This is a genomic window from Marinomonas flavescens (assembly GCF_004352835.1).
GTDB classification, from domain to species: domain Bacteria; phylum Pseudomonadota; class Gammaproteobacteria; order Pseudomonadales; family Marinomonadaceae; genus Marinomonas; species Marinomonas flavescens.
The window spans coordinates 1-20,621 of sequence record NZ_SJSB01000014.1 but is presented as its reverse complement, the minus strand read 5'-3'; the positions used below and the strand labels follow the sequence as shown (position 1 = coordinate 20,621).

General features: G+C 44.5%; 18 protein-coding genes. 3 read left to right on the top strand and 15 right to left on the bottom strand.

Annotated features, from left to right (window positions below; translation table 11 throughout):
- Positions 1 to 9: 9 nt before the first annotated feature.
- A complete protein-coding gene (zigA, locus tag E0D70_RS13630; RefSeq protein ID WP_133012843.1) occupies positions 10 to 1,227 on the bottom strand; it encodes a zinc metallochaperone GTPase ZigA in 1,218 nt (405 codons plus the stop codon).
- 264 nt (positions 1,228 to 1,491) lie between these two features.
- Positions 1,492 to 3,252 carry a gamma-glutamyltransferase gene (gene ggt, locus E0D70_RS13625; RefSeq protein ID WP_133012842.1) on the bottom strand — a complete coding sequence of 587 codons (1,761 nt, stop codon included), beginning with the start codon at positions 3,250 to 3,252 and terminating at the stop codon, positions 1,492 to 1,494.
- A gap of 273 nt (positions 3,253 to 3,525) precedes the next feature.
- On the opposite strand from ggt, the gene hmuQ reads away from it, so the two are divergent.
- Positions 3,526 to 3,828, top strand: a complete 303-nt coding sequence (hmuQ, locus tag E0D70_RS13620; protein ID WP_133012841.1) for a heme-degrading protein HmuQ — start codon at positions 3,526 to 3,528, stop codon at positions 3,826 to 3,828.
- Positions 3,829 to 3,942: 114 nt separating this feature from the next.
- Here hmuQ and E0D70_RS13615 read toward each other — a convergent pair whose 3' ends face one another.
- From E0D70_RS13615 to E0D70_RS13575, 9 genes are all read right to left on the bottom strand, one after another.
- Entirely contained in the window at positions 3,943 to 4,893 is a 951-nt protein-coding gene (locus tag E0D70_RS13615) for an ABC transporter substrate-binding protein (RefSeq protein WP_133012840.1), read from the bottom strand.
- A gap of 286 nt (positions 4,894 to 5,179) precedes the next feature.
- A complete protein-coding gene (locus E0D70_RS13610; RefSeq protein ID WP_133012839.1) occupies positions 5,180 to 6,793 on the bottom strand; it encodes a TRAP transporter large permease in 1,614 nt (537 codons plus the stop codon).
- Positions 6,794 to 6,811: 18 nt separating this feature from the next.
- Complete coding sequence (locus E0D70_RS13605) at positions 6,812 to 7,489, bottom strand: TRAP transporter small permease (RefSeq protein WP_133012838.1); 678 nt, start codon at positions 7,487 to 7,489, stop codon at positions 6,812 to 6,814.
- Between the two features lie 152 nt (positions 7,490 to 7,641).
- Positions 7,642 to 8,640 carry a TRAP transporter substrate-binding protein gene (locus E0D70_RS13600; protein ID WP_133012837.1) on the bottom strand — a complete coding sequence of 333 codons (999 nt, stop codon included), beginning with the start codon at positions 8,638 to 8,640 and terminating at the stop codon, positions 7,642 to 7,644.
- Between the two features lie 277 nt (positions 8,641 to 8,917).
- Complete coding sequence (locus E0D70_RS13595; protein ID WP_133012836.1) at positions 8,918 to 11,038, bottom strand: tRNA(Met) cytidine acetyltransferase TmcA; 2,121 nt, start codon at positions 11,036 to 11,038, stop codon at positions 8,918 to 8,920.
- 169 nt (positions 11,039 to 11,207) lie between these two features.
- Entirely contained in the window at positions 11,208 to 12,695 is a 1,488-nt protein-coding gene (gene prpD, locus E0D70_RS13590) for a 2-methylcitrate dehydratase (protein ID WP_133012835.1), read from the bottom strand.
- 94 nt (positions 12,696 to 12,789) lie between these two features.
- Positions 12,790 to 13,932: a bifunctional 2-methylcitrate synthase/citrate synthase gene (gene prpC, locus E0D70_RS13585; protein ID WP_133012834.1), complete on the bottom strand. Its 1,143-nt coding sequence runs from the start codon at positions 13,930 to 13,932 to the stop codon at positions 12,790 to 12,792.
- A 130-nt stretch (positions 13,933 to 14,062) separates the two neighbouring features.
- Positions 14,063 to 14,953: a methylisocitrate lyase gene (prpB, locus tag E0D70_RS13580; RefSeq protein WP_133012833.1), complete on the bottom strand. Its 891-nt coding sequence runs from the start codon at positions 14,951 to 14,953 to the stop codon at positions 14,063 to 14,065.
- A gap of 42 nt (positions 14,954 to 14,995) precedes the next feature.
- Positions 14,996 to 15,682: a GntR family transcriptional regulator gene (locus E0D70_RS13575; RefSeq protein ID WP_133012832.1), complete on the bottom strand. Its 687-nt coding sequence runs from the start codon at positions 15,680 to 15,682 to the stop codon at positions 14,996 to 14,998.
- A 354-nt stretch (positions 15,683 to 16,036) separates the two neighbouring features.
- On the opposite strand from E0D70_RS13575, the gene E0D70_RS13570 reads away from it, so the two are divergent.
- Positions 16,037 to 16,297 carry a DUF5062 family protein gene (locus E0D70_RS13570; protein ID WP_133012831.1) on the top strand — a complete coding sequence of 87 codons (261 nt, stop codon included), beginning with the start codon at positions 16,037 to 16,039 and terminating at the stop codon, positions 16,295 to 16,297.
- 56 nt (positions 16,298 to 16,353) lie between these two features.
- On the opposite strand, the gene E0D70_RS13565 is transcribed toward E0D70_RS13570, so the two are convergent.
- The 4 genes from E0D70_RS13565 to E0D70_RS13550 all read right to left on the bottom strand — a co-directional run bounded on the left by E0D70_RS13565 (position 16,354) and on the right by E0D70_RS13550 (position 18,509).
- Positions 16,354 to 16,818 (bottom strand): Lrp/AsnC family transcriptional regulator, encoded by a 465-nt coding sequence (locus tag E0D70_RS13565; protein ID WP_133012830.1) that lies wholly within the window; start codon positions 16,816 to 16,818, stop codon positions 16,354 to 16,356.
- A gap of 39 nt (positions 16,819 to 16,857) precedes the next feature.
- Positions 16,858 to 17,592 (bottom strand): SDR family NAD(P)-dependent oxidoreductase, encoded by a 735-nt coding sequence (locus E0D70_RS13560; protein WP_133012829.1) that lies wholly within the window; start codon positions 17,590 to 17,592, stop codon positions 16,858 to 16,860.
- A 65-nt stretch (positions 17,593 to 17,657) separates the two neighbouring features.
- On the bottom strand, positions 17,658 to 18,032 hold the full coding sequence (locus E0D70_RS13555; RefSeq protein WP_133012828.1) for a thiol-disulfide oxidoreductase DCC family protein: 375 nt from the start codon (positions 18,030 to 18,032) through the stop codon (positions 17,658 to 17,660).
- A gap of 33 nt (positions 18,033 to 18,065) precedes the next feature.
- On the bottom strand, positions 18,066 to 18,509 hold the full coding sequence (locus E0D70_RS13550; RefSeq protein ID WP_133012827.1) for a DUF3429 domain-containing protein: 444 nt from the start codon (positions 18,507 to 18,509) through the stop codon (positions 18,066 to 18,068).
- 322 nt (positions 18,510 to 18,831) lie between these two features.
- Between E0D70_RS13550 and E0D70_RS13545 the strand changes: the two genes are divergently transcribed.
- Entirely contained in the window at positions 18,832 to 20,208 is a 1,377-nt protein-coding gene (locus E0D70_RS13545) for a glycine--tRNA ligase (RefSeq protein WP_133012826.1), read from the top strand.
- Positions 20,209 to 20,621 lie beyond the last annotated feature (413 nt).

The window sequence follows — 20,621 nt, the reverse complement described above, 5'->3', positions numbered from 1 at the left end:
CAATGGAAATTAACCCCATTCAGGGAAAGGGTTCGGCCATGTTTCCCATATCGCAGGGCCTTGTGCCATCTCTTCATCTGTTAACAAGCACGAATCGAGCGAAACGCGCAGTGTCTTTTCGTCCATGTTTATGCCGATCAAGACCAATTTTTGTCGAGCATCACCGACGTTTTCGTCCCACTTTTCTTCAATTAACGATAGGGATTCGATATCAGTCGGCCAGTCTGCTTTAGGGATAGATGCCCACCAATGTCCAGCTGGTCCGTGCCTTGCAGCAGCCCCCGCTTGTGACCAAGTTCCTGCTTCTGCAGGTGCGCAGCCTAGCCAAAAGTACCCTTTGGAACGGATCACGCCAGGCCAATCCTGGTTTACTAGTTGGTAAAAACGATTAGGATGAAATGGTCTGCGAGCAGAATACACAAAGCTGCTAATACCATATTCTTCTGTCTCAGGTGTGTGTGAACCACGAATTTCTTGTAACCATGCGGGCGCTAATGAAGCTTCTTCGAAATCAAACAAGCCAGTATTCAGTAATCGATCAAGAGGGACTTGACCAAATTTAGCCATTTCTATTTTTGCTCTAGGGTTCAAGCTGCGAAGAATGGCGATTAATTGATTACGATCTTCTTCACTGACGAGGTCAATTTTGTTGATCACCATCACATCGCAGAATTCAATTTGTTCAATCAATAAGTCAACGACAGTCCTATCGTCTTCTTCTCCTAACGATTCACCTCTTTCTTGTAAGTCATCTTGGCTGCTGTAATCACGCAAAAAGTTAAGAGCATCAACCACAGTGACCATGGTATCGAGCTGGGCGACTTCGTTGAGGCAGCGTCCGTCTTCACCTTCAAAGGTGAAGGTTTCAGCGACAGGTAAAGGCTCAGATATCCCTGTTGACTCAATCACGAGTTGATCAAACTTGCCTTCTTTAGCAAGGCGTTCTACTTCAAGTAAAAGATCTTCTCGTAACGTACAGCAAATACAGCCATTGCTCATTTCAACCAGCTTTTCATCGGTTCTTGATAGTTCAGCACTGCCTTCTCTAACAAGAGCGGCATCAATATTTGCCTCGCTCATATCATTCACGATTACAGCAACACGTCGGCCTTCACGATTATTAAGAATATGATTTAACAACGTGGTTTTACCTGCACCCAGAAAGCCGGAAAGGACAGTGACAGGAAGTTTTTTTGTGGATAGGAGGGTAGAAGAGTGTTCGTTCATATGGAGCCCAATAATGTGACTGGAGTGTCATTAATACGGAAGACGAAAGTTATATTATTAATATGTTATAACATAACGTTAAGTTTTCAAAATATTAAATATCATTCACTCTAAAATTTGGGGGCTACAAGTATTAGGAAGTTACTGGCAGAAGTTGATCAAAAACGCCCTTGCTAGATACTTCAGCACAAGGGCGTTTTTATATGAGTGATCATGATGTTGTTAAGCGTTTAAGCCACTAAGAGAATAGGGATTAATCTTGTTCTAATCGCCTAATACTAACCCTTCACGTCTTGGGTCTGCGCCGCCGGTTAATTGACCATTACGAATCTCGATCCCTTGAATGCCTGAATTCATATCACTCACGGAGACTTTGAATCCCATTTTTTCTAAAGGTTGTTTCAACTGAACCGCAGAAGTGCCTTTTTCTAATTCAAACTTACCAAAGCGGTTGACACTGTTTGGTAATGAAATAGCTTGTTGAATGTTCATTCCCCAATCGAGAGTCGCGATCAGTGTTTTTGCAACATAACCAATAATGCGAGATCCACCAGGTGAACCAACAACCAAATAAGGTTTACCTTCTTTCATGACAATAGTAGGCGACATGGAAGATCGAGGACGTTTACCCGGCTCTACACGATTGGCAATGGGACGACCATCTTGATAAGACTTAAAGGAAAAGTCAGTGAGTTCGTTGTTGAGTAAAAAGCCGTGTGTCATTAGCGTTGAGCCAAAACCATGTTCAATGGTCGTTGTCACAGAAATGGCATTGCCTTCTTTATCAATGATGGAAATATGACTAGTACAAGGAAACTCAATGGATTGGTCATCGGCTTCAGCAATGGGATGACGCCATGCAGGGTTGCCGGGTTCAGCTGTTTTCAGTGCTTTACCTGGTGTAATAAGTTTGGCGCGTGCTTTCAAATAGTCCGCATCTAACAGGCCTTGTGGCATAGGAACAAAATCCGTATCGGCCATATAACGTCCACGATCAGCAAATGCTAGACGTGATGCATCGCCAATGATTTGCCATGCTTCTGGTGATTTCGGCCCCATTTTGGTCAGATCGAAATGGCTTGTTATGCCTAATATTTGCCCTACCGTTAGTGCGCCAGAGCTTGGTGGCCCCATACCACAAACGTCATAACCTTTGTAAGGAAGGCACACAGGAGTGCGTTCTTTTACTTTATAGCTAGTGATATCTTTGTCGGACAGGACACCTGGATTGTCGGTGGCGCCATGTACTTTAGAGACGATATCTTTACCAATTTGTCCGGTGTAGAAAGAGTCGGCGCCATAGGTAGATAGCATCAACAAGGTTTCCGCGTAAGGGATATTTTTAAGGCGTTGCCCCGCTTGTCTGGTGGTGCCATCAGGATTAAAAAAGTACGCTTTAGTTTGCGGATAACGAGCCAAGCTTTTTTTGCTATCAGCGAGCTCTCCAGCCAAACGTGGCGACACAATAAAGCCGTCTTGCGCTAATGTGGTCGCTGGTGCTAATAAGTCTTTCCAAGGCATTTCCCCGTAACGATCATGGAGCTCGCCCAACAGTTTTACGGTGCCAGGTGTGCCAACAGAGCGTCCGCCGACGACGGCGTCATAAAATTTAAGAGGCTTACCGTTACTGTCTTGAAATAGCTCAGGCGTGGCTTCTAATGGGGCTGTTTCTCGTGCATCAAAAGTTGTGAGCTTATGTTTTTTCGCATCGTAATATACGGCGAAGGCACCGCCACCTAAACCAGAAGATTGAGGTTCAACCAAGCCTAACGCCATTTGTACTGCAACGTAAGCATCGGCCGCAGAACCACCGGCTTTGAGAATGTCATAGCCTATTTTGGAAGCGACAGGGTTAGCGGTTGATATCATGAAGTGTTGGGCATGGGCGAGCTTTTTGGTTTGTAGAGCACTTGCCGCCTCTGGAGCAACGGAGTCCGCAGCTTGCCCCGTTGCCAAAGTCAGGGAGCTGGCTAAGCAAAGTGGTGCAATAATAAAAAGTGGTCGCCAATGTGTTCGTTTGATCATGTTTAAAATCCTTTTTGCTCGTTTTCTTTCATGGAAACAAAAATAAAGGACTTAGAGAAGCCCCTATTCGACATTTACACTTTTATAGACAGTTGTATGTTAAAGGTACGAGGGAAGGTACTGCCGTGCTCAACTATGCTGAACACAGGCAGTCGTCAATAAAGGGTAAAGTTTGGGAGTAAGTAACCTATTTTCTAAGATCGATTTTACTCCCGTTCAGTAAGTTGTTATCTATGATGATCTCGTTGCTAATCACTATTTTTAGGAGACACTATGTACATTGCAATGAACCGTTTTCGTATTGCGTTAGGTCGTGAAGAAGAGTTTACCGATATTTGGCGCAACCGTGATACACACTTAAAAGATGTGCCTGGTTTCAAAGAGTTTCACTTACTCAAAGGCGCGACTGATGAAGAGTGCTCGCTGTTTGCCTCTCATACTATTTGGGAAAGCGAGCAGGCGTTCCGTGACTGGACCCAATCTGAGGCATTCAAAAAAGCCCACGCCAACGCAGGCTCATCAAAAGGGGTCTACCTTGGGCCACCAAAGTTCGAAGGCTTTAGCGTCGTTGTTTAGTCTCTATTTGGATAGCCGTCAGGCGCAAAAATGCCAGCACGATCGCTGGCATTTTTGTGTATTTGATCGCCAAGTTGAATCTATCAACAGATAGCATCTTCTTATAGGGAGAGATTATTCTGGGTAGGAAATATGATTATCCAGTAGGTTTTGGATATCATCTAGAACAATATTTGCTGCAATTGGACCTGAACTGTCAGTCCAAACTTGGCTACTAACAGGAATGACATGGCCTTTTTTTATCGCATTTATTTGTGTGAAAACAGTCGTTTTTTCCACTGCTTTTAAAGTTTTCTTGCTGCCTACATTAGGCGTTGCTAGGAACAACCAATTACTATCAATTTTTGCTAGTTTTTTAAGATCTAATGGGCCGCTATACAAGCTACCTTTTTTTACCAAATTATCATCATTTGCCTTAAACCCAGTGCTTTCTAAAACGCTATTAGCGAAGGTGTTAGAAGACATAATAAGCGCGCCTTGTGGCGTCCAGTGAATAACAGAAGTGCTAAGTTGCGTATTCGGCACTTTCACTTCAACGATGTTTTTAATGTCGGCCTCACGATCATGAATATTATCAATGACGGCTTTGGCTTCTTGTGATTTGTTAAAGACTTTACCGAATAGTCGAGTGTCGTCCTCCCAGGATGATGAGGCATGGGCATTTAATTTTGGCACAATGGTTGGTGCAATTTTTGACAGCAACTTATATTCATCAGCCGATAGGCTAGTCGGCGCTAAAATGATATCAGGATGCGCTGCTGCCACGGCTTTGAGGTTTATGTTATGAGTTGTCCCTACAATATTGATGCCTTTTGTTTGATCGCCAAAATAGGTGGGCGTCATATCGCTGTTGGGTGCCGCAATAGCACCAACAGGTTCAACCTCTAATGCGTAGCTGATGTCCAAAGCTCCTTCATACAAGGTAACAACACGTTTTATATTGTTATTTACTTTTACATCACCGTATTTCGTACTGACAATATGGTCTGCTGCAAGTGCGCTCATCGCACAGGTTAATCCCGCTGTGATTAGTGCGGTATGGCAAAATGATCGGGCTGAAAACATCAAAGGCTCCTTTTTAGGGTGGTTAGTTAGAGTGTACTCTTGACCTAATAATCGTAGTTGCTATCAATTTGTAAAGAAGAGGACAATTACCACCACTCTGAATCAGGGGCGAATGCTAGAAGGGGTATTTTTAGATAAAAGCATGATAGTTAATAATGTGAAATTTATTGACCTAGTCAGAAATAAAGAAGCATGAATCTACTTTATCATAGCCAAAAAAAAGCGCCCCGAAGGACGCCAAAATCGAATAATGCTGTTCTGTTCTGTTCTGAAACTCATGTATGGTTTAGTGAACAATCTCTGGGCCCATAATGCTGTATGGCAGCATAGTAGAAAGAGCAGGGATGTAAGTCACCAATACTAAGAACACCATCAAAACAAGTACAAATGGCATTGCGGCTTTAACAACACGAGCCAAACTCATACCTGTGATACCGGATGTCACGAATAGGTTCAAACCAATTGGTGGGGTAATCATACCGATTTCCATGTTAACCACCATGATGATACCGAGGTGGATAGGATCGACACCTAGTTTCATCGCGATTGGGAAAACTACAGGTGCCACAATGACTAACAGACCTGATGGCTCCATAAACTGACCACCAATCAACAGCAAGATATTGACTGCGATTAAGAAAGTAAACCAGTTAAAGCCAGCTCCCAACATCCATTCAGTGATCATCTGAGGGATACGTTCAGACGATAGTGTGTGGGCAAACAACAAAGCGTTAGCGATGATAAACATCAGCATGATGGTGGTTTTAGTCCCTTCCAACATGACTTTACGAGACTCATCACCAAATAAGGCAGGGAAGAAACCACGTAACATAAGAGAAAGGTTACGGCTCCAAATAGGCAAGCCTGCGATTAAGCATGTGCCAATGGATTGTTCTAATTTCGACGAACGTTTATAAACATAGAACACGGCCAAAGCCACCGACATAACCGCTCCCCAAAGAGCGCGGTCACCGCCTGTTATTGTTTCGCTACCAGCGAGAGCAAAGAACGACATGATTTCCCAAACAAGGAAAAAAGACACGCCGTACACTGTGCCATTAAAGCCAACACGAGCATGAGAAGCGTCGCTGTCTTTCGTCCAAGTTTCGCCTTTTAGAGGCCCCATATCACGGTAGATAAACAGAGCGACAAAAATGGAATAAATGGCGGCCACAACCGCGGCTTCCGTTGGTGTAAATACACCACCGTAAATTCCTCCCATGATGATGACGACAAGGAACAAGCCCCAGCCCGCTTCTTTACCGCCACGCACGAGATTACCAAAGCCTTTCCACTCTTCGGCAGGTAGGTTCTTAATGCGTGCGACAACATAGATTGCCAACATCAGCATGCTGCCGGCTAATAGCCCAGGAATGACACCCGCCAAGAACATACGACCAACAGACACATCTGTTGCCGCGGAATAAACCACCATCACGATAGAAGGCGGAATCAAAATGCCCAAGGTACCTGCGTTCGCGATGATGCCGGAAGCAAACTCTTTTGAGTAACCGACCTGCTGCATACCAACGATCGCGATACTACCAATAGCGACTACCGTTGCTGGTGATGAACCAGACAAGGCTGCGAACATCATACAAGCCAACACAGAAGCCATGGCTAAACCACCGCGAAAGTGTCCGACACTGGCAATGGCGAAGTTGATCAAGCGCTTTGCAACACCGCCTGTCGACATGTAGGACGAGGCGAGAATGAAAAAAGGGATGGCCAACAAAGTATAATGTTGACCCGCCCCAAACAGGGAAATAGCAACCGATGACAAAGAGTCATGGGAGAAAAATGTAATAAATAGAATGGACGATAAGCCCAGCGAAATACCAACAGGAATACCGATAAACAGCATCGCTAGTACTAAAACAAATAAAATAATCGCTTCCACAGTAAGCTCCTAACTCGGCTAGTCTTTTAAGGCGTCTTTGTGTTCTTTGACCAGTTCTTGTGCTTCATGACCACTGATCAACATGTCACGTTTACCACGTGCGATATCGATAAAGGCCTGCAAAGAGCGGAGAGAGAGCATGGCTAAACTAATAGGTAAAATGACCAACACTAACCAGCGTTGAACGCGTGGGCGTAAATCAAACATATCTTGCATAAAAACAGGGTAACGAAGTTCTTCAGTGCCAATGCCAATTTTGAACATTTTCGCCCAATATTCGATAGCACCACCGCGAGCGTCCACTCCTAATAAAGCTAACCAAGTGGAATCAAGAAGAATAAGGCCGTACATAATGGCCGCGAAAGCACCGAACAAAGATAGCGCTTTCGATATCGGTTTAGGCACGGCATTAAGAACGATGTCGACCCCAAGATGAATCCCCGTTTTGATGCCATAGCTCATACCAAGAAGGATTAACCAAGAGAAAGCGATGGTATTAAATTCTAATGCCGCGTCCCAGCCAGTATTAAAACCGTAGCGTGCAATAACTTGACCAAATGAGACCACCATAATCGATGAAATAACGAGGATAAGTAGGTTTTCTTCTGCTCGTTCCATCACCGCTGGAAAGCATTTTTCCAATGCCCAAAGCACGAGGATGAAAATCAGTAAATATATATGTGGCCAATATGCCATTGGGTGTCTCCTGAACAAATATAAAGCGCAGCGCTAACGAGTAAAGTGGGAGAGGCTTATTCTTTGCGAAAAGGTTATAAAGAAAGCGAGTCACTTAATTTAGTAAGAACTGGCCTAGTTAGGCCAGCTCTTACTGAGTCTTGAGCGATTAATTACGCGCCAGCAGCTGCGTTGATGATGTTTTCACCGATATCGCCTTGGAATTTCTTCCATACAGGTTTCATCGTATCAACCCAAATTTGACGCTGTTCTGGGGTCAACGTATTGATCTTGCCACCTGCTTTTAGGATATTGGCGCGGTTAGCCGCTTCTTTTGCTTTAACCGATTCGTTAGCTTCTTGAGTGACTTCATCAGCAATGGCTAGGAATTGCGCGCGATCTGCTGGTGAAAGACTGTCTAAAAAGTCCTGTGACGTCATGAACAAGTACGCTAACAACTGGTGGTTTGTTTCTGTGATGCTGTCTTGTACTTCGTAGAATTTTTTCGTGTAAATGTTAGACCAAGTATTTTCTTGGCCGTCTACGACACCTGTTTGCAATGCGCCATATACTTCAGAAAATGCCATCGCTTGTGGTGATGCACCCATTGCTTTAATCATGGCTTTTGCAACATCTGAGGTTTGTACGCGGAATTTCAAACCTTCTGCATCGCTAGGTAGAATCAATTTTTTATTGGCAGAGAAGTATTTCATGCCAGACATCCAATAACCCAAGCCAACGAACCCAGCGTTGTCTTTCATTGCCATCAACAAGTCTTTACCTTCAGGTGTTTTGGTAAAGCGAATGGCTTGGTCCATGTCTTTAAAGATAAACGGTAGATCAAAAACACCATATTTAGGTGTGTAAGAACCAAATTTAGCTAAAGAAGGAGCAAGTAATTGAACATCGCCTAATAGTAGGGCTTCAAGCTCTTTGGAGTCACCGAATAGAGTTGAGTTAGGGTAAACAACGACACACAATTTGCCGTTCATTTCTTTGTTTATGCGATCTGCGAAGTTATTAGCTGCGACAACTTTAGGGTGAGTTGTACCACCAGTCACGTGGCTAAATTTAACAACGCGTTCACCTGGATCACAAGCGGAAGCGGCAAAAGCGGTTCCGGCAGAAAAAGTAAGGGCGAGAGTGGTCAGGACTAAATTGAGTTTTTTCATTGTTCTTGGACTCCAAAACTAAATAATTATTATTGTTGCTCGACTAGTCTTTGTTAGTCGGATAACAAGGTTAATAAGTAACATTGCTGCATTACTTATTACACATTTTGTGCCAATTCTTTAATATTAGACTTAACGTTATGATTTATAAGTAATATATTGTATTTTTGGTTGGTTGTAGAAAAGAATGAGAGGGTTTTTTGGGTGGTATTTCACCCATTTTGGATGTTCTGGTGGGTGAGCTTTCGCTCATTTTTAAGGGTGAAGCTTTAATGCATTAATCTATCAAGCCTTTAATGACAGACTTTAAGTGCTTATCAACTTGTTTCTTGGTGTTTAAATGAAAGGCTGAGAAGTCTATTCGGTTGGCTGGTTGACTAATAACAGCGTGTAGCAGAGGGTAATCTGGATGCGTTGTGGTTAGTTGATGATGGCTGATTTTGCTGACCACCAGCCGCGTAAGTTGTGCGCGTATGGTGAGATAAGGTCGGTGGTGATAGACAAACAGGCTAAGGTCTTTGTTGTCTTTTTCAGTCAAGTCTTGCGGGCATGCCGCGATATTATGGTGAGTCTCATTTAGGCATGAGGTTGTGAGTTTAAGGGCTAGCTCAGCATCGATATCGGCGTAATCTCGGGGCAAATTGATCGCAAGGTTGGCCAAATACCCCCGATGCCAGCGAGACGCTTGTTGTCGCGCTTCGTCTGTCAGCGGTTTTACCATCATCAATGAGTAACTGCCACTGGCTTGATCTTTAGTGGTACCAAGGCGTACTGGGACAAACCCATTCTTGAGCCAAAACGCCACCACTTCTAGGGTGGCTGCAAAACTGGTGCAAAGAAAGTCACAGCGTTCACTTGCGATGGTGCTTTTAGCGCGTATTTCTAAGTGGTTCAGCAGTTCACTGGCCAGTCCTTTGTTTTGCTCATTGGCTTGCGTCGCGATACGGCTGATGCGCCAATAGCGATATTGCCCTGCGTCTTCTATGCCTTCATGAGCCAATAAAGATTGTGGTATCAAATGACCACGAGGTCGGCGCGTGCCTTGCAGCACAGCAACACTGAGCTCATCTGGGAGGGGGCCTTCTTCCGTGACAATTGCCACGCTATGAAGACGGTTGTCTTGCATCGATATATACGTTGAAACCGAAGGATCATCAAGTACCCAACGTAAGTTATCTGGAGAGGTTTGGTAGTGCGCGCTGACCAAGAGTTGAAACGTTTGCGACAAGAGAGTCGCCTGCGTTAGCCATTCGGCTCCCTTGATGGCACGGTATTCAGCATAAAATGGATCGTTATTAAGCGCCGAGCATGGGGTTTCTGTGTTGGGTTCTGGCGCTAAAAAGAAACAATCATTGATCCAGTTTTCCAGTGGGTCATTTTCCCCCCACCGAATAGGACGACGTAAGGTAAGCCGCTCCAGTGGTCGTCGCTGATGATCGGATTGACTTTCTAAGTAGGTACAAAAGCGGATGCCAAAGCCTTTCCCTGCGCCTTCGTAGCCATAATCTGTGGTGCTAAAAAGGCAATGATCGGCTTTTTCATTGAGCGCTATGAGCATAGGAAGCGGAATACTTGAGGCTTCATCGACCAGCAGAACATCCCAATGAGCGTCCATCGAGAGTAAGGCGTCAGGGGCAATGAAAGGGAACTCGAAGTCTGATTCTGCAACAAGGCTTTCATAGCGTTTTTTTAGGGTCGTAATGGCGGTTTGATTGGCGGCGGTTAAAGCGACCTTTTTACCGGCTTGCTGCAGCTTAGCAAGGCTATCACCGAGTAGTGTTGATTTGCCTCGACCGCGAGGAGCAATCAGTACATAGGACTTGGCTTTTAGATCTAGTAAACAAGCTTGTGCCGCTGTTTGCTCTTGAGTTAATGGGGCATTTTCATTAAGACATTCCAAGACAGGCAAAGGTGTTTGGTGAGGCGAGTGGCGTTTGCTTGAAATGGCCGTAAAAGGCGATGTGCTATTTTCCAGGCGCGCCAATAAAAAGCGTTTAAAGCTTGAGTCGATTTGTTTGCTTTCATAAGGCCAAGGCAAGTAACGAGGTAAATCTTGATCGACGATAGACAGCCAGTCGCCCTCAGGTAAGGCGATGGCAAACACGCCATTGCCACGTACGGTACCCGCTAAAATAGCAAGCGCGCTTGCCGACACACCATGGGTTAAATCCACCAAAATCGCATCATGGCTGCTGCCAAGTTCTTGGCGCGCTTGTTTAAAAGTGCAGGTTTGAAACGATGTATTTTGTGACGAGGCAAGTTGCTGATAGGGCGTAATGTCATGAGCACAAATAAGCGGTTCTGTGAGCGGCTCGCAGAGCCGTAGAAAATCTGACAACACCTCAGGAACAGATCCTTTTAATAGAAAACAGTGGCGGTGGTTGTCAGATGAATGCATAAAATCTCCTCATGGTCAGCGTATGATACTGTGACCATGAGGCAGAGCCAATAAACAAAAAAGCACTTATCGGAATAAGTGCTTTTGGCCATTAAGTGCTTTGGCTATTTTGTGCTATAGCCACTTATGGTGACGGGTGAAACCTGAGCCTAAGCATCAAGGCCGTCAGTTAGGCGATAACGAACAAATCCATAAAGCGGTTTACCGGTGTTTGTTCTAGTGTCGCTTGGTCTTTACAAAGGCTGAAGATAGTTTGGCATTGGCGGCTAGGGAAGCGAGTTGCCAAGTTGTTTTTAAACTTCTGCTCCAATAAAGGAATGCCTTCTTCACGACGACGGCGATGGCCAACTGGGTATTCCACGACCACTTCTTCCGTGCTACTGCCGTCTTTGAAGAAGACTTGAATCGCATTGGCAATGGAACGCTTGTCGGCTTCTAAATATTCTGCCGTGAAACGTTTGTCTTCAACGATTTCCATTTTTTCACGCAGCTCATCAATGATCGGGTGCGTGGCATGGAAGTCATCTTCGTAATGCTCAGCGATTAAGTTACCAAAGGCTAATGGCACAGCGGCCATGTATTGCAAGCAATGGTCTCGGTCGGCCGCATTGGCTAATGGGCCAGATTTTGAAATGATGCGAATCGCTGACTCATGAGTACGAATGACGATTTTATCGATTTCAGCCAAACGGTCTTTGACTTGAGGGTGCAAAGTGACCGCGGCTTCTGCTGCGGTTTGAGCGTGGAACTCAGCAGGGAAAGAAATCTTAAATAAAATATTCTCCATTACATAAGTGCCGTAATCTTGAGAGAAAGAGAACTGACGCTCGGCTTCTGGTTTTAGCGCTTGGTCTTTGTTTGTTTTCGAGAAAGACACATCATAAAAGCCCCATTGTGGCGCGGTTAGCACACTTGGAATGCCCATTTCGCCACGCATCGACATGTCTGCTAAGCGTACAGCACGAGAGGTAGCGTCGCCGGCTGCCCAAGATTTACGAGAACCTGCATTCGGCGCATGGCGGTAGGTGCGTAGCGCTGAGCCATCGACCCAAGCTTGTGAAATGGCGGCCATGATTTGCTCACGATCGCCGCCCATCATTTTGGTGACAACGGCTACCGAAGCGACTCTTACTAACAGTACGTGGCATAAACCCACACGGTTAAAGGAGTTTTCAAGCGCGATAACGCCTTGGATCTCATGGGCCATGACCATGGCTTCTAGTACTTCTCGCATGGTTAGCGGCGCTTCACCATTCGATAGACGAACTTGAGACAAGTGATCGGCTACAGCCAAAATGCCGCCTAGGTTGTCCGAAGGGTGTCCCCATTCTGCCGCCAACCAAGTGTCGTTGTAGTCAAGCCAGCGAATAATACAGCCAATGTCCCAAGCCGCTTTGACTGGGTCGAGAGACAAAGAAGTACCAGGAACTCGTGCGCCATTCGGTACTATTGTGCCTTGCACAACAGGGCCCAAATGTTTTGTACATTCTGGGAAGCGTAGGGCGAGTAAGCCACAGCCAAGGGTGTCCATTAGGCAGTTACGAGCGGTATCGATCGCTTCTTGGCTACTGACTTTATAATCGATCACGTAGTCAGCAATATCTTGGATGACTTGGTCGTAATCTGGGCGGTTGTTTACATCTACGTTGGCGCTCATGTGCTTTCCTTTAAACTTTAAGAAGATATTAACGTTATTAAAAAGTAATCAATAACGTGATCAATAGAGTGATAAATACGCTGCTGAAATCGGTTTATGGACGCTTGTCTATCTCCACCCACTCGGCGTGATCTGGGCCGATATAATCTGCGCTAGGGCGAATAATCCGGTTGTTGGCTCTTTGTTCCATAATGTGAGCGGCCCATCCTGTGATGCGCGAGCAGACAAAAATAGGCGTAAACAACTTGGTTGGGATGTCCATAAAACGGTAGGCACTCGCATGGAAAAAATCGGCGTTACAGAAGAGTTTTTTCTCGCGCCACATAACCGCTTCGCAACGTTCTGACACTGCGTATAAGTGGTCGTCGCCGGTTTCTTCGCTGAGTTTTTTAGACCATTTTTTGATGATGTCATTGCGCGGATCGCGTTCGCTGTAAATCGCATGACCAAAGCCCATGACTTTTTCTTTATTGGCGAGTTTTTCCATCAGCGCCGCTTCCGCTTCATCAGGCGATTGCCAAGGCTCAATCATCTCCATCGCCGCTTCGTTTGCACCACCATGCAGTGGTCCGCGTAAGCTGCCAATGGCGCCGGTGACACAAGAGTACATGTCCGACAAGGTAGAAGCGCAGACACGAGCGGTAAAGGTCGACGCATTGAATTCATGTTCAGCGTACAGAATCAGCGACACATTCATGACTTTAGTGTGCAATGCGCTAGGTTCTTTATCGTGAAGCATGGTCAGGAAATGGCCAGCCAGTGATGGCACATGACGGTTTTGTGTGTCGATGCGCACACCATCATGGGTAAAGCGATACCAATAGACCACGATGGCTGGCAAGGTAGCAACCAGACGATCCGCGGCGGACAATTGGCCGGAAAAAGGCTGCTGCTCGGACGTTAGCTCTGGTTCAAGATTGCCTAAGAAGGAACAACCTGTGCGCATCACATCCATTGGGTGTGCGTCTTTAGGGATCAATTCTAAAGCCGCTTTGAGTGGCTCAGGAAGGCTGCGCAATTGCATTAATTTCTGTTCGTAGTCTTGCAGTTGAACTCGGTTAGGCAAGGCCCCGTAGAGTAACAAATACGCCACTTCTTCAAAGCTTGCGTGGTCGGCTAGAACATCAATGTCGTAACCGCGATAGGTCAACCCTGCGGCCGCTTTACCAACCGTACAAAGGGCGGTTTCACCGGCACTTTGTCCACGTAAACCGGCACCAGAAAGTACTTTAGCCATGTCGTCTCTCCTTTATTATTGTTCGCTGAGAAATCATTTATTCACTGTGCTTTATGTCTTTTTATACGATCTTTTTATGCAATCTATTTTATGCAATTTTCTTCATGGTTTTTATAAGGTGAAACGCACCTTATTTTTGCGTTTTCTGTTCTGAGAAAAGCGCGTCTAGCTTGTCTTCGTAATCGTGGTAGTTAAGAAAATCGTAGAGCTCGTTGCGGGTCTGCATAGTGTCTACCGTGGCACGTTGATGACCGTCGTTTAACAAATGCTGGTAGACATTAAGCGCCGCTTTGTTCATTGCTCTAAACGCACTCAGTGGATAAAGCACGAGGTCAACCCCTGCGCTGGCTAACTCTTCTTTACTGAACAATGGCGTCGCACCAAATTCAGTGATATTCGCCAACACTGGCACATTCACTGCCGCCACAAACTCTTTGTATTGGTCCAATGTGATCATGGCTTCAGGGAAGATCATATCCGCACCGGCTTCAACACAAGCAATGGCTCGCTCAATAGCGGATTCCATGCCTTCTACTGCCAAGGCATCGGTACGCGCCATGATGACAAAGTCGTCGTTACGGCGAGCATCAACACAAGCTTTCACGCGGTCGACCATTTCATTCTGGCTGACGATGGCTTTATTCGGGCGGTGGCCACAGCGTTTTTGTTGCACTTGGTCTTCAATGTGAACCGCTGCGGCACCGGCTTGTTCCATTTGTTGAACGCTTCTGGCGATATTAAATGCGCCACCAAAGCCAGTGTCGATATCGACTAAGAGCGGCAGGTTAGACGCCGAGGTAATGCGACGCACGTCTTCCAGCACATCGTGCAAATCGGTCATGCCTAAATCTGGTAATCCATACGAGGCATTGGCGACACCGCCACCGGATAAGTAAATAGCATGGTGTCCGGTTTGCTCGGCCATCATGGCGCAATAGGCGTTGATAGTGCCAACGACTTGCAATGGAGATTGTGTTTGAACCGCTTTTCTAAAACGGGCACCGGCAGATAGATTAGTCATGATCTGGCTCTCTTTTTGTTATTCGAATAAACGGGGGTCGACTTATTGAGAAGCGAGAGAACTGAGTTCCATCGCTTGCTTTAATAAATGACTGGCCCGACTGATATGGCGACGCATCAGCAGCTCGGCGAGGTCGCCTTCGTGATTAGCAATGGCGTCTAAGATCGCGCGATGTTCACGTAATGCTTGGCGCGGGTCACTGCGTTGATCAGCAGTATGGCGGCGATACATTCGAATCACCGCGTATAATTCTTCGGTCAGCAGACGGACCAGTTTGGCGTTGCCACTGGCATGAATGATGCGTAAATGAAAGTCATCATTGCCACCTTGCTGGACATAATGCTCGTCTTGATTGTCATCTAAGTAGGCTTGGTGTTTATCGAGCAGCGCATACAAACGATTCACTTCGTTACGCGGCATCGACGTCGCTGCTAGTCTGGCTGCCATACCTTCTAATGCTTCACGCATGCTAAAAGTGTCTAGCATGTCTTGCGTATTTAACTGGATAACGCGCGCGCCGACATTAGCAGTGCGAGTAACCAAGCCAAGCCCTTCTAATTTAACGATGGCCTCTCTAAGAGGGCCTCGAGAAACGCCGTATTGTTTAGCGAGTTCTGGTTCAGAAATTTTACTGCCTTGCGGAATGTCGCCTTGCACGATGGCATTGCTAAGTTGCTGCGCAATGTCTTCAGACAGCGTGGCAGATTTGATGGAAACAAGGTTATTCATAAAAAGCGCTACTCATAAGGAAACAAAACATCACATTGTCGACAATATGCTTATTTATAATCTTGTTTGGCCCCTTTTTCAAGCTAGATTGTCGACAATTTCTGTGTTTTTAGATTATCCTTTAGTCTCATATAAGACGCTTAAGGTTTCACTAAATGTACTCAAGGTTTTGTTTATAATCGTTTTTTACGCTTTATTGGGTAGAAATATTTGGCAAAATGCAAAAAGCTGCTAGAGTCAGGAAAATATTTCAAACTGTGATTTGAGCTAATGTGTCGACAATTTCCCTTGTTCCATGGAATAAGTCGACAATCACTCTTTAGTGAGCAAATACACGAATAGATGAGGACAAAGATGAAAAAGATTAAAAATGAAGCAGGGCTGAGTAAAAAAGCCATACAAGTCGGTGAAAATTATGCACTTAAACGAGGCTACGAAGGTTTTTCATCGACTATGTCTGCCAATGAAAAAACCGAGGCCATCTATCGCCTGTTAGTGTTGGATAAGTTGATTGTGGCATTACCGGCCGATAAAGAAGATTTGCCAAGTATGAAGCATAAATTAGCATTGTGGATTCAAAAACACCTTCCTAAAGATGATCCACTGCTTAAATAACCGATAATAGAGCAAAGCCTTTTGTCACCTTGCTGTCTCGATATAATGCGACGTTTCTAGTCTAAAGGAAGCTGGGTGACGTTCTTGACTTCGCGCATGGTGAAATGGCTTTGTGCTTCTTGGATATGAGGCAGCTGCAATAGCTTGCTGCGTAAGAAGGTTTCATAACTACCAATGTTTTTTGCCACTACACGTAAGCTGTAATCCATGGCGCCTGAAATCGTCCAACATTCCACTACTTCTGAAAAATCGACAATAGCCTGCTCAAATTCATCCAGCATTTTTCGACCATGTGAAGACAGCTTAATATTAACTAAAACAACGATATCCAATCCGACTTTATGACGGTTTACAATTGCCTGTGTGGACTGAATAAACCCTTCTTGTTGCAGTCGGTTAATGCGCCGCCAGCAAGGTGATTGAGATAAACCAACGCGTTCTGCGACCTCGGTCGCGGTTAAGCTGGCATTCATTTGCAATAATTTTAGAATCTTTCGGTCAGTTGGATCAATTTCACCCATAAATGGTCTCGTCTTATTTTTTAGAAAAATGTCTTAGTATTACCAATTTATTGGCATGTTATTCCAGTCTAGGTAGGCGGCTTTTTGGTCTACTTCTGCTTCATCAAGAACGAATAATAACCTTTTCGCTACAAACTCTGGGGTAAATAGTTTTTCTTTGGGAACCGATCTCTGAAAAGGCTTAGACAAGGGTGTGTCGGTGGTGCCTGGATGAAAGGCAACAAGCTTCACATTTGGTGCGCGCCTAGCGTATTCAATCGAACTGGTTTGTATCAGCATATTTAAGGCCGCTTTAGAAGCGCGATAGCTATACCATCCCCCCGTTTTATTGTCTGAAATACTACCGATCCGAGCGCTAAATACTGCCATTTTCACGGATTGTTCGCTTATCAGAAGAGGAAGTAAGTGACTGATCCAGAGCATGGGGACAACAGTATTGCAGTGATATAAGTGAATAAGCTGCTCGGTATTAATATCTTCAAGTTTTTTTTCTGGCATGATCGGCTGATTATTAAGCCCATTAGTATGAAGTATACCGTTACAGATAAGCACTTGAGTGATGCTGCCAGCATAAGGTTTTAGCGTCTTACAAATATTATGTATTGAACTATCACTGTAATCGCACAGTAGTGGGGTTACTTTGTTTGTGGAAAAATTAAGCGGACACTGGCTGACGGTAAAAATGCGTCGACACTCTGGATTATCAGCTAAAAGAGTGACGGCCGCTTGGGCAATGGAACTGCTCGCACCAATGATAAGGGCGTTAAAAGACATTGCATGATCCTCAAAAGTTTACATTTTCAGGTATAGCTTGGTGTCTACTTTGCACCTTATGTGTCTTATTTACAGCGATCACAGGCGCGCTTGCCTGATATTACCGCTGCAATAGAGTGACGATAACGAGCAAAAAACCGGTACCCCACGTTAGCAATCGGCTTGATAAAAGGCCAGCGTAGTACCTGAATCCATTTATGTTTTCCTACCAGTTTCCATGCTGAACAGGTTACCTCTAAGCCAAAAATCAAGGTGCCATCTTCCCATTGTCCATGCAAAATTTTATCAGCACGAATAGGGTCGATGTGAGGGAAACGAGTATTAAATGACTCGTCATAAATGTTTTCTAGTTGTAAGAGATTATCTTGATCGTATTCCTTTAACGCTATCATCTCTCTAAGACAGAGGGGGCAATTACCATCATAAAAAACTGTCAACATTCCAATCGCTCCGAAACGTTAATGCTTTCTCCACTAATATTGAGGAAAAATCACTAATATGTGTAAAACACATACTACGGTGATGAGAGCAAAGCGGATCTTAGAATGACCGGAATTGTTAGAAAATAATAATTTGAGGCAGCGAATTTCTAGCCAAAAGGTTGAGATAAAGCCGAGCAGTAACACCACGATAGCAAGAGTGGGTACGCCCATTAAAATAGTGCCCCAAGCCAAGATCGTGATGAGATGAGTAAACATCATGATGCGACGGCTATAAGGTCCTTGAGAATTTTCTAAAACCTGTCCAAATATAACACCATTAAAGAAGCTTAAAATGATGGCGCCATAGCTAGCAAAGAGTTGAACACCTGTGTATCCCATCATTCTGGTGTCTGTCATGGCGAGAATTGTCCACACTAAAAATGGCAGCACTCCAAAAAGGCCAAAAAGAAAAATGGGAGTAGACGATGAACGCATGGTAAATCCTAGTGATGTTTCAAATGTGTAATTAATACGAATTATCTTACATAATGAAGACAAAATCACCTGATGATGATCCTATTTGATGCTTTTTAAGTGTAAATAAGAGAACTTTTATGATTTCTCTGCTCTGCGTTTATATAGATAGGGAATTCTATTGTTGTAGACGATAAGAAATGCGAGTTATTTTCCCGAGTAATCGCCATTGAGCGAAATTCGGCCACAGAGTACAATGTGTCATTATGATAATATTTGATATTCGCTTCCTGTATATGAAGCGTCTTTTCTACTAACGAATTTGCTTAAGGTGTGTTTAGAAATGCCAGCTAAAACAATGGATGAACTCGTTTCCCTGTGTAAACGTCGCGGATTTATTTTCCAAGGCAGTGAAATCTACGGTGGTATGCAAGGTGCTTACGATTACGGTCCGTTAGGTATTGAATTAAAAAACAACCTAAAAGCGGCTTGGTGGCGTTCGATGGTTTATGAACGTGATGATGTAGAAGGCTTAGATGCCGCTATCATCCAAAATAAAAACGTCTACAAATACTCAGGACATGAAGATACCTTCACCGATCCAATGGTAGATTGCCACGAATGTAAATCACGCATGCGTGCTGATCACATGAAAGACATTAAAGTCTGTGACAATTGTGGTTCTACTAATGTCACTGAGCCTCGTGATTTCAATTTGATGTTTAAAACGAACGTTGGCCCGATGGTTAACGAAGAGTCTTACACTTACCTTCGCCCAGAAACGGCACAAGGTATTTTTACAAACTTCAAAAACGTAGTGGACTCTACTTCTCGTACGCTGCCATTTGGTATTGCACAGATTGGTAAATCATTCCGTAACGAAATTACGCCACGTAACTTTATCTTCCGTGTTCGTGAATTTGAACAAATGGAATTGGAATTTTTCTGTAAGCCAGGTGAAGACGAAAAATGGCATGAGTTTTGGGTCAAAACACGTAAACAGTGGTGGTTGGACCAAGGCCTTACAGAAGAAAACATTGAATTCGAATACGTAACGGGTGATGACCTAGCGCATTATTCAAAATCAACAGTGGATATTTTATACAAGTTTCCACATGGTTTTGAAGAACTAGAAGGTGTCGCTAACCGTACCGATTACGATCTAGGCTCTCATACAAAAGCACAAGAAGAGTTTGATCTGTATGCGAAAGTGAAAAAGAACGAGCATTCGACAACGAAACTGGCGATTCGAGATCTAGAAGCCGGTAAATGGGAAGTGCCTTTCTGTATCGAACCTTCTGCTGGTCTAGAGCGCGGTTTATTAGCCGTGATGACAGAAGCTTATACTGAAGAAGAGCTTCCAAATGGCACGACTCGTACGGTTCTTAAATTTAAGCCACATCTAGCGCCGATTAAAGTCGCTATCATGCCTCTTAAAAAGAATAAGCCAGAAATCGTAGCGCTTGCGAAAGAATTGAAAAACAAGCTTCAGAAATTGGGCTTGGGTCGCATTCTTTATGAAAACACCGGTAACGTTGGTAAAGGCTACCGTCGTCATGACGAAGTCGGTACGCCTATCTGTGTCACAGTCGATTTCGATTCAATCGAAAAAGAAGGCGCACCAGTGACCGTTCGTGATCGTGATACGATGGAACAAATTGTAGTAAACGCAGCGGATCTTCCAGCTTACGTGATCAACTACTTCATCAATCAAAACTAATTTGCTGATGTGTTATGCGCCTAGATAACATCTAGTCGCATAAAAGTAGTTTCTAACAAGCCACGATAGCACACGTTATCGTGGCTTTTTCAGGTCTACTTCACGATACCGATGCGGCTGTGGATAAAAAGTGGAGAAGCACTTAAAAATAAACTGTGAGTCGATGATGAGCATTGAGTAAACAAGCCAAATTAGCAGGCGCCATTTTTTAAAAATTCTGCAATAGCCCTCTCTTAAATAGCTCTCGTAAGTGAGAATAACATGAGTTTTGTAGGCTAATAATCCCCTTTAAACCTGAATTCAAGTCCGAAGTGCGACACTTTTCATTTCAAGCAACCAAGCATAATTCCTTGAAAATCATAGCTGGTTGCTTGAACCCTAGACACTTTCTTGGGCGATTGTTTATTCGTCCC

Coding starts and splice junctions, on each gene's coding strand:
- zigA (WP_133012843.1), bottom strand. CDS start 1,227: ATGAACGAACACTCTTCTACCCTCCTATCCACAAAAAAACTTCCTGTC.
- ggt (WP_133012842.1), bottom strand. CDS start 3,252: ATGATCAAACGAACACATTGGCGACCACTTTTTATTATTGCACCACTT.
- hmuQ (WP_133012841.1), top strand. CDS start 3,526: ATGTACATTGCAATGAACCGTTTTCGTATTGCGTTAGGTCGTGAAGAA.
- E0D70_RS13615 (WP_133012840.1), bottom strand. CDS start 4,893: ATGTTTTCAGCCCGATCATTTTGCCATACCGCACTAATCACAGCGGGA.
- E0D70_RS13605 (WP_133012838.1), bottom strand. CDS start 7,489: ATGGCATATTGGCCACATATATATTTACTGATTTTCATCCTCGTGCTT.
- E0D70_RS13600 (WP_133012837.1), bottom strand. CDS start 8,640: ATGAAAAAACTCAATTTAGTCCTGACCACTCTCGCCCTTACTTTTTCT.
- E0D70_RS13595 (WP_133012836.1), bottom strand. CDS start 11,038: ATGCATTCATCTGACAACCACCGCCACTGTTTTCTATTAAAAGGATCT.
- prpD (WP_133012835.1), bottom strand. CDS start 12,695: ATGAGCGCCAACGTAGATGTAAACAACCGCCCAGATTACGACCAAGTC.
- prpC (WP_133012834.1), bottom strand. CDS start 13,932: ATGGCTAAAGTACTTTCTGGTGCCGGTTTACGTGGACAAAGTGCCGGT.
- prpB (WP_133012833.1), bottom strand. CDS start 14,953: ATGACTAATCTATCTGCCGGTGCCCGTTTTAGAAAAGCGGTTCAAACA.
- E0D70_RS13575 (WP_133012832.1), bottom strand. CDS start 15,682: ATGAATAACCTTGTTTCCATCAAATCTGCCACGCTGTCTGAAGACATT.
- E0D70_RS13570 (WP_133012831.1), top strand. CDS start 16,037: ATGAAAAAGATTAAAAATGAAGCAGGGCTGAGTAAAAAAGCCATACAA.
- E0D70_RS13565 (WP_133012830.1), bottom strand. CDS start 16,818: ATGGGTGAAATTGATCCAACTGACCGAAAGATTCTAAAATTATTGCAA.
- E0D70_RS13560 (WP_133012829.1), bottom strand. CDS start 17,592: ATGTCTTTTAACGCCCTTATCATTGGTGCGAGCAGTTCCATTGCCCAA.
- E0D70_RS13555 (WP_133012828.1), bottom strand. CDS start 18,032: ATGTTGACAGTTTTTTATGATGGTAATTGCCCCCTCTGTCTTAGAGAG.
- E0D70_RS13550 (WP_133012827.1), bottom strand. CDS start 18,509: ATGCGTTCATCGTCTACTCCCATTTTTCTTTTTGGCCTTTTTGGAGTG.
- E0D70_RS13545 (WP_133012826.1), top strand. CDS start 18,832: ATGCCAGCTAAAACAATGGATGAACTCGTTTCCCTGTGTAAACGTCGC.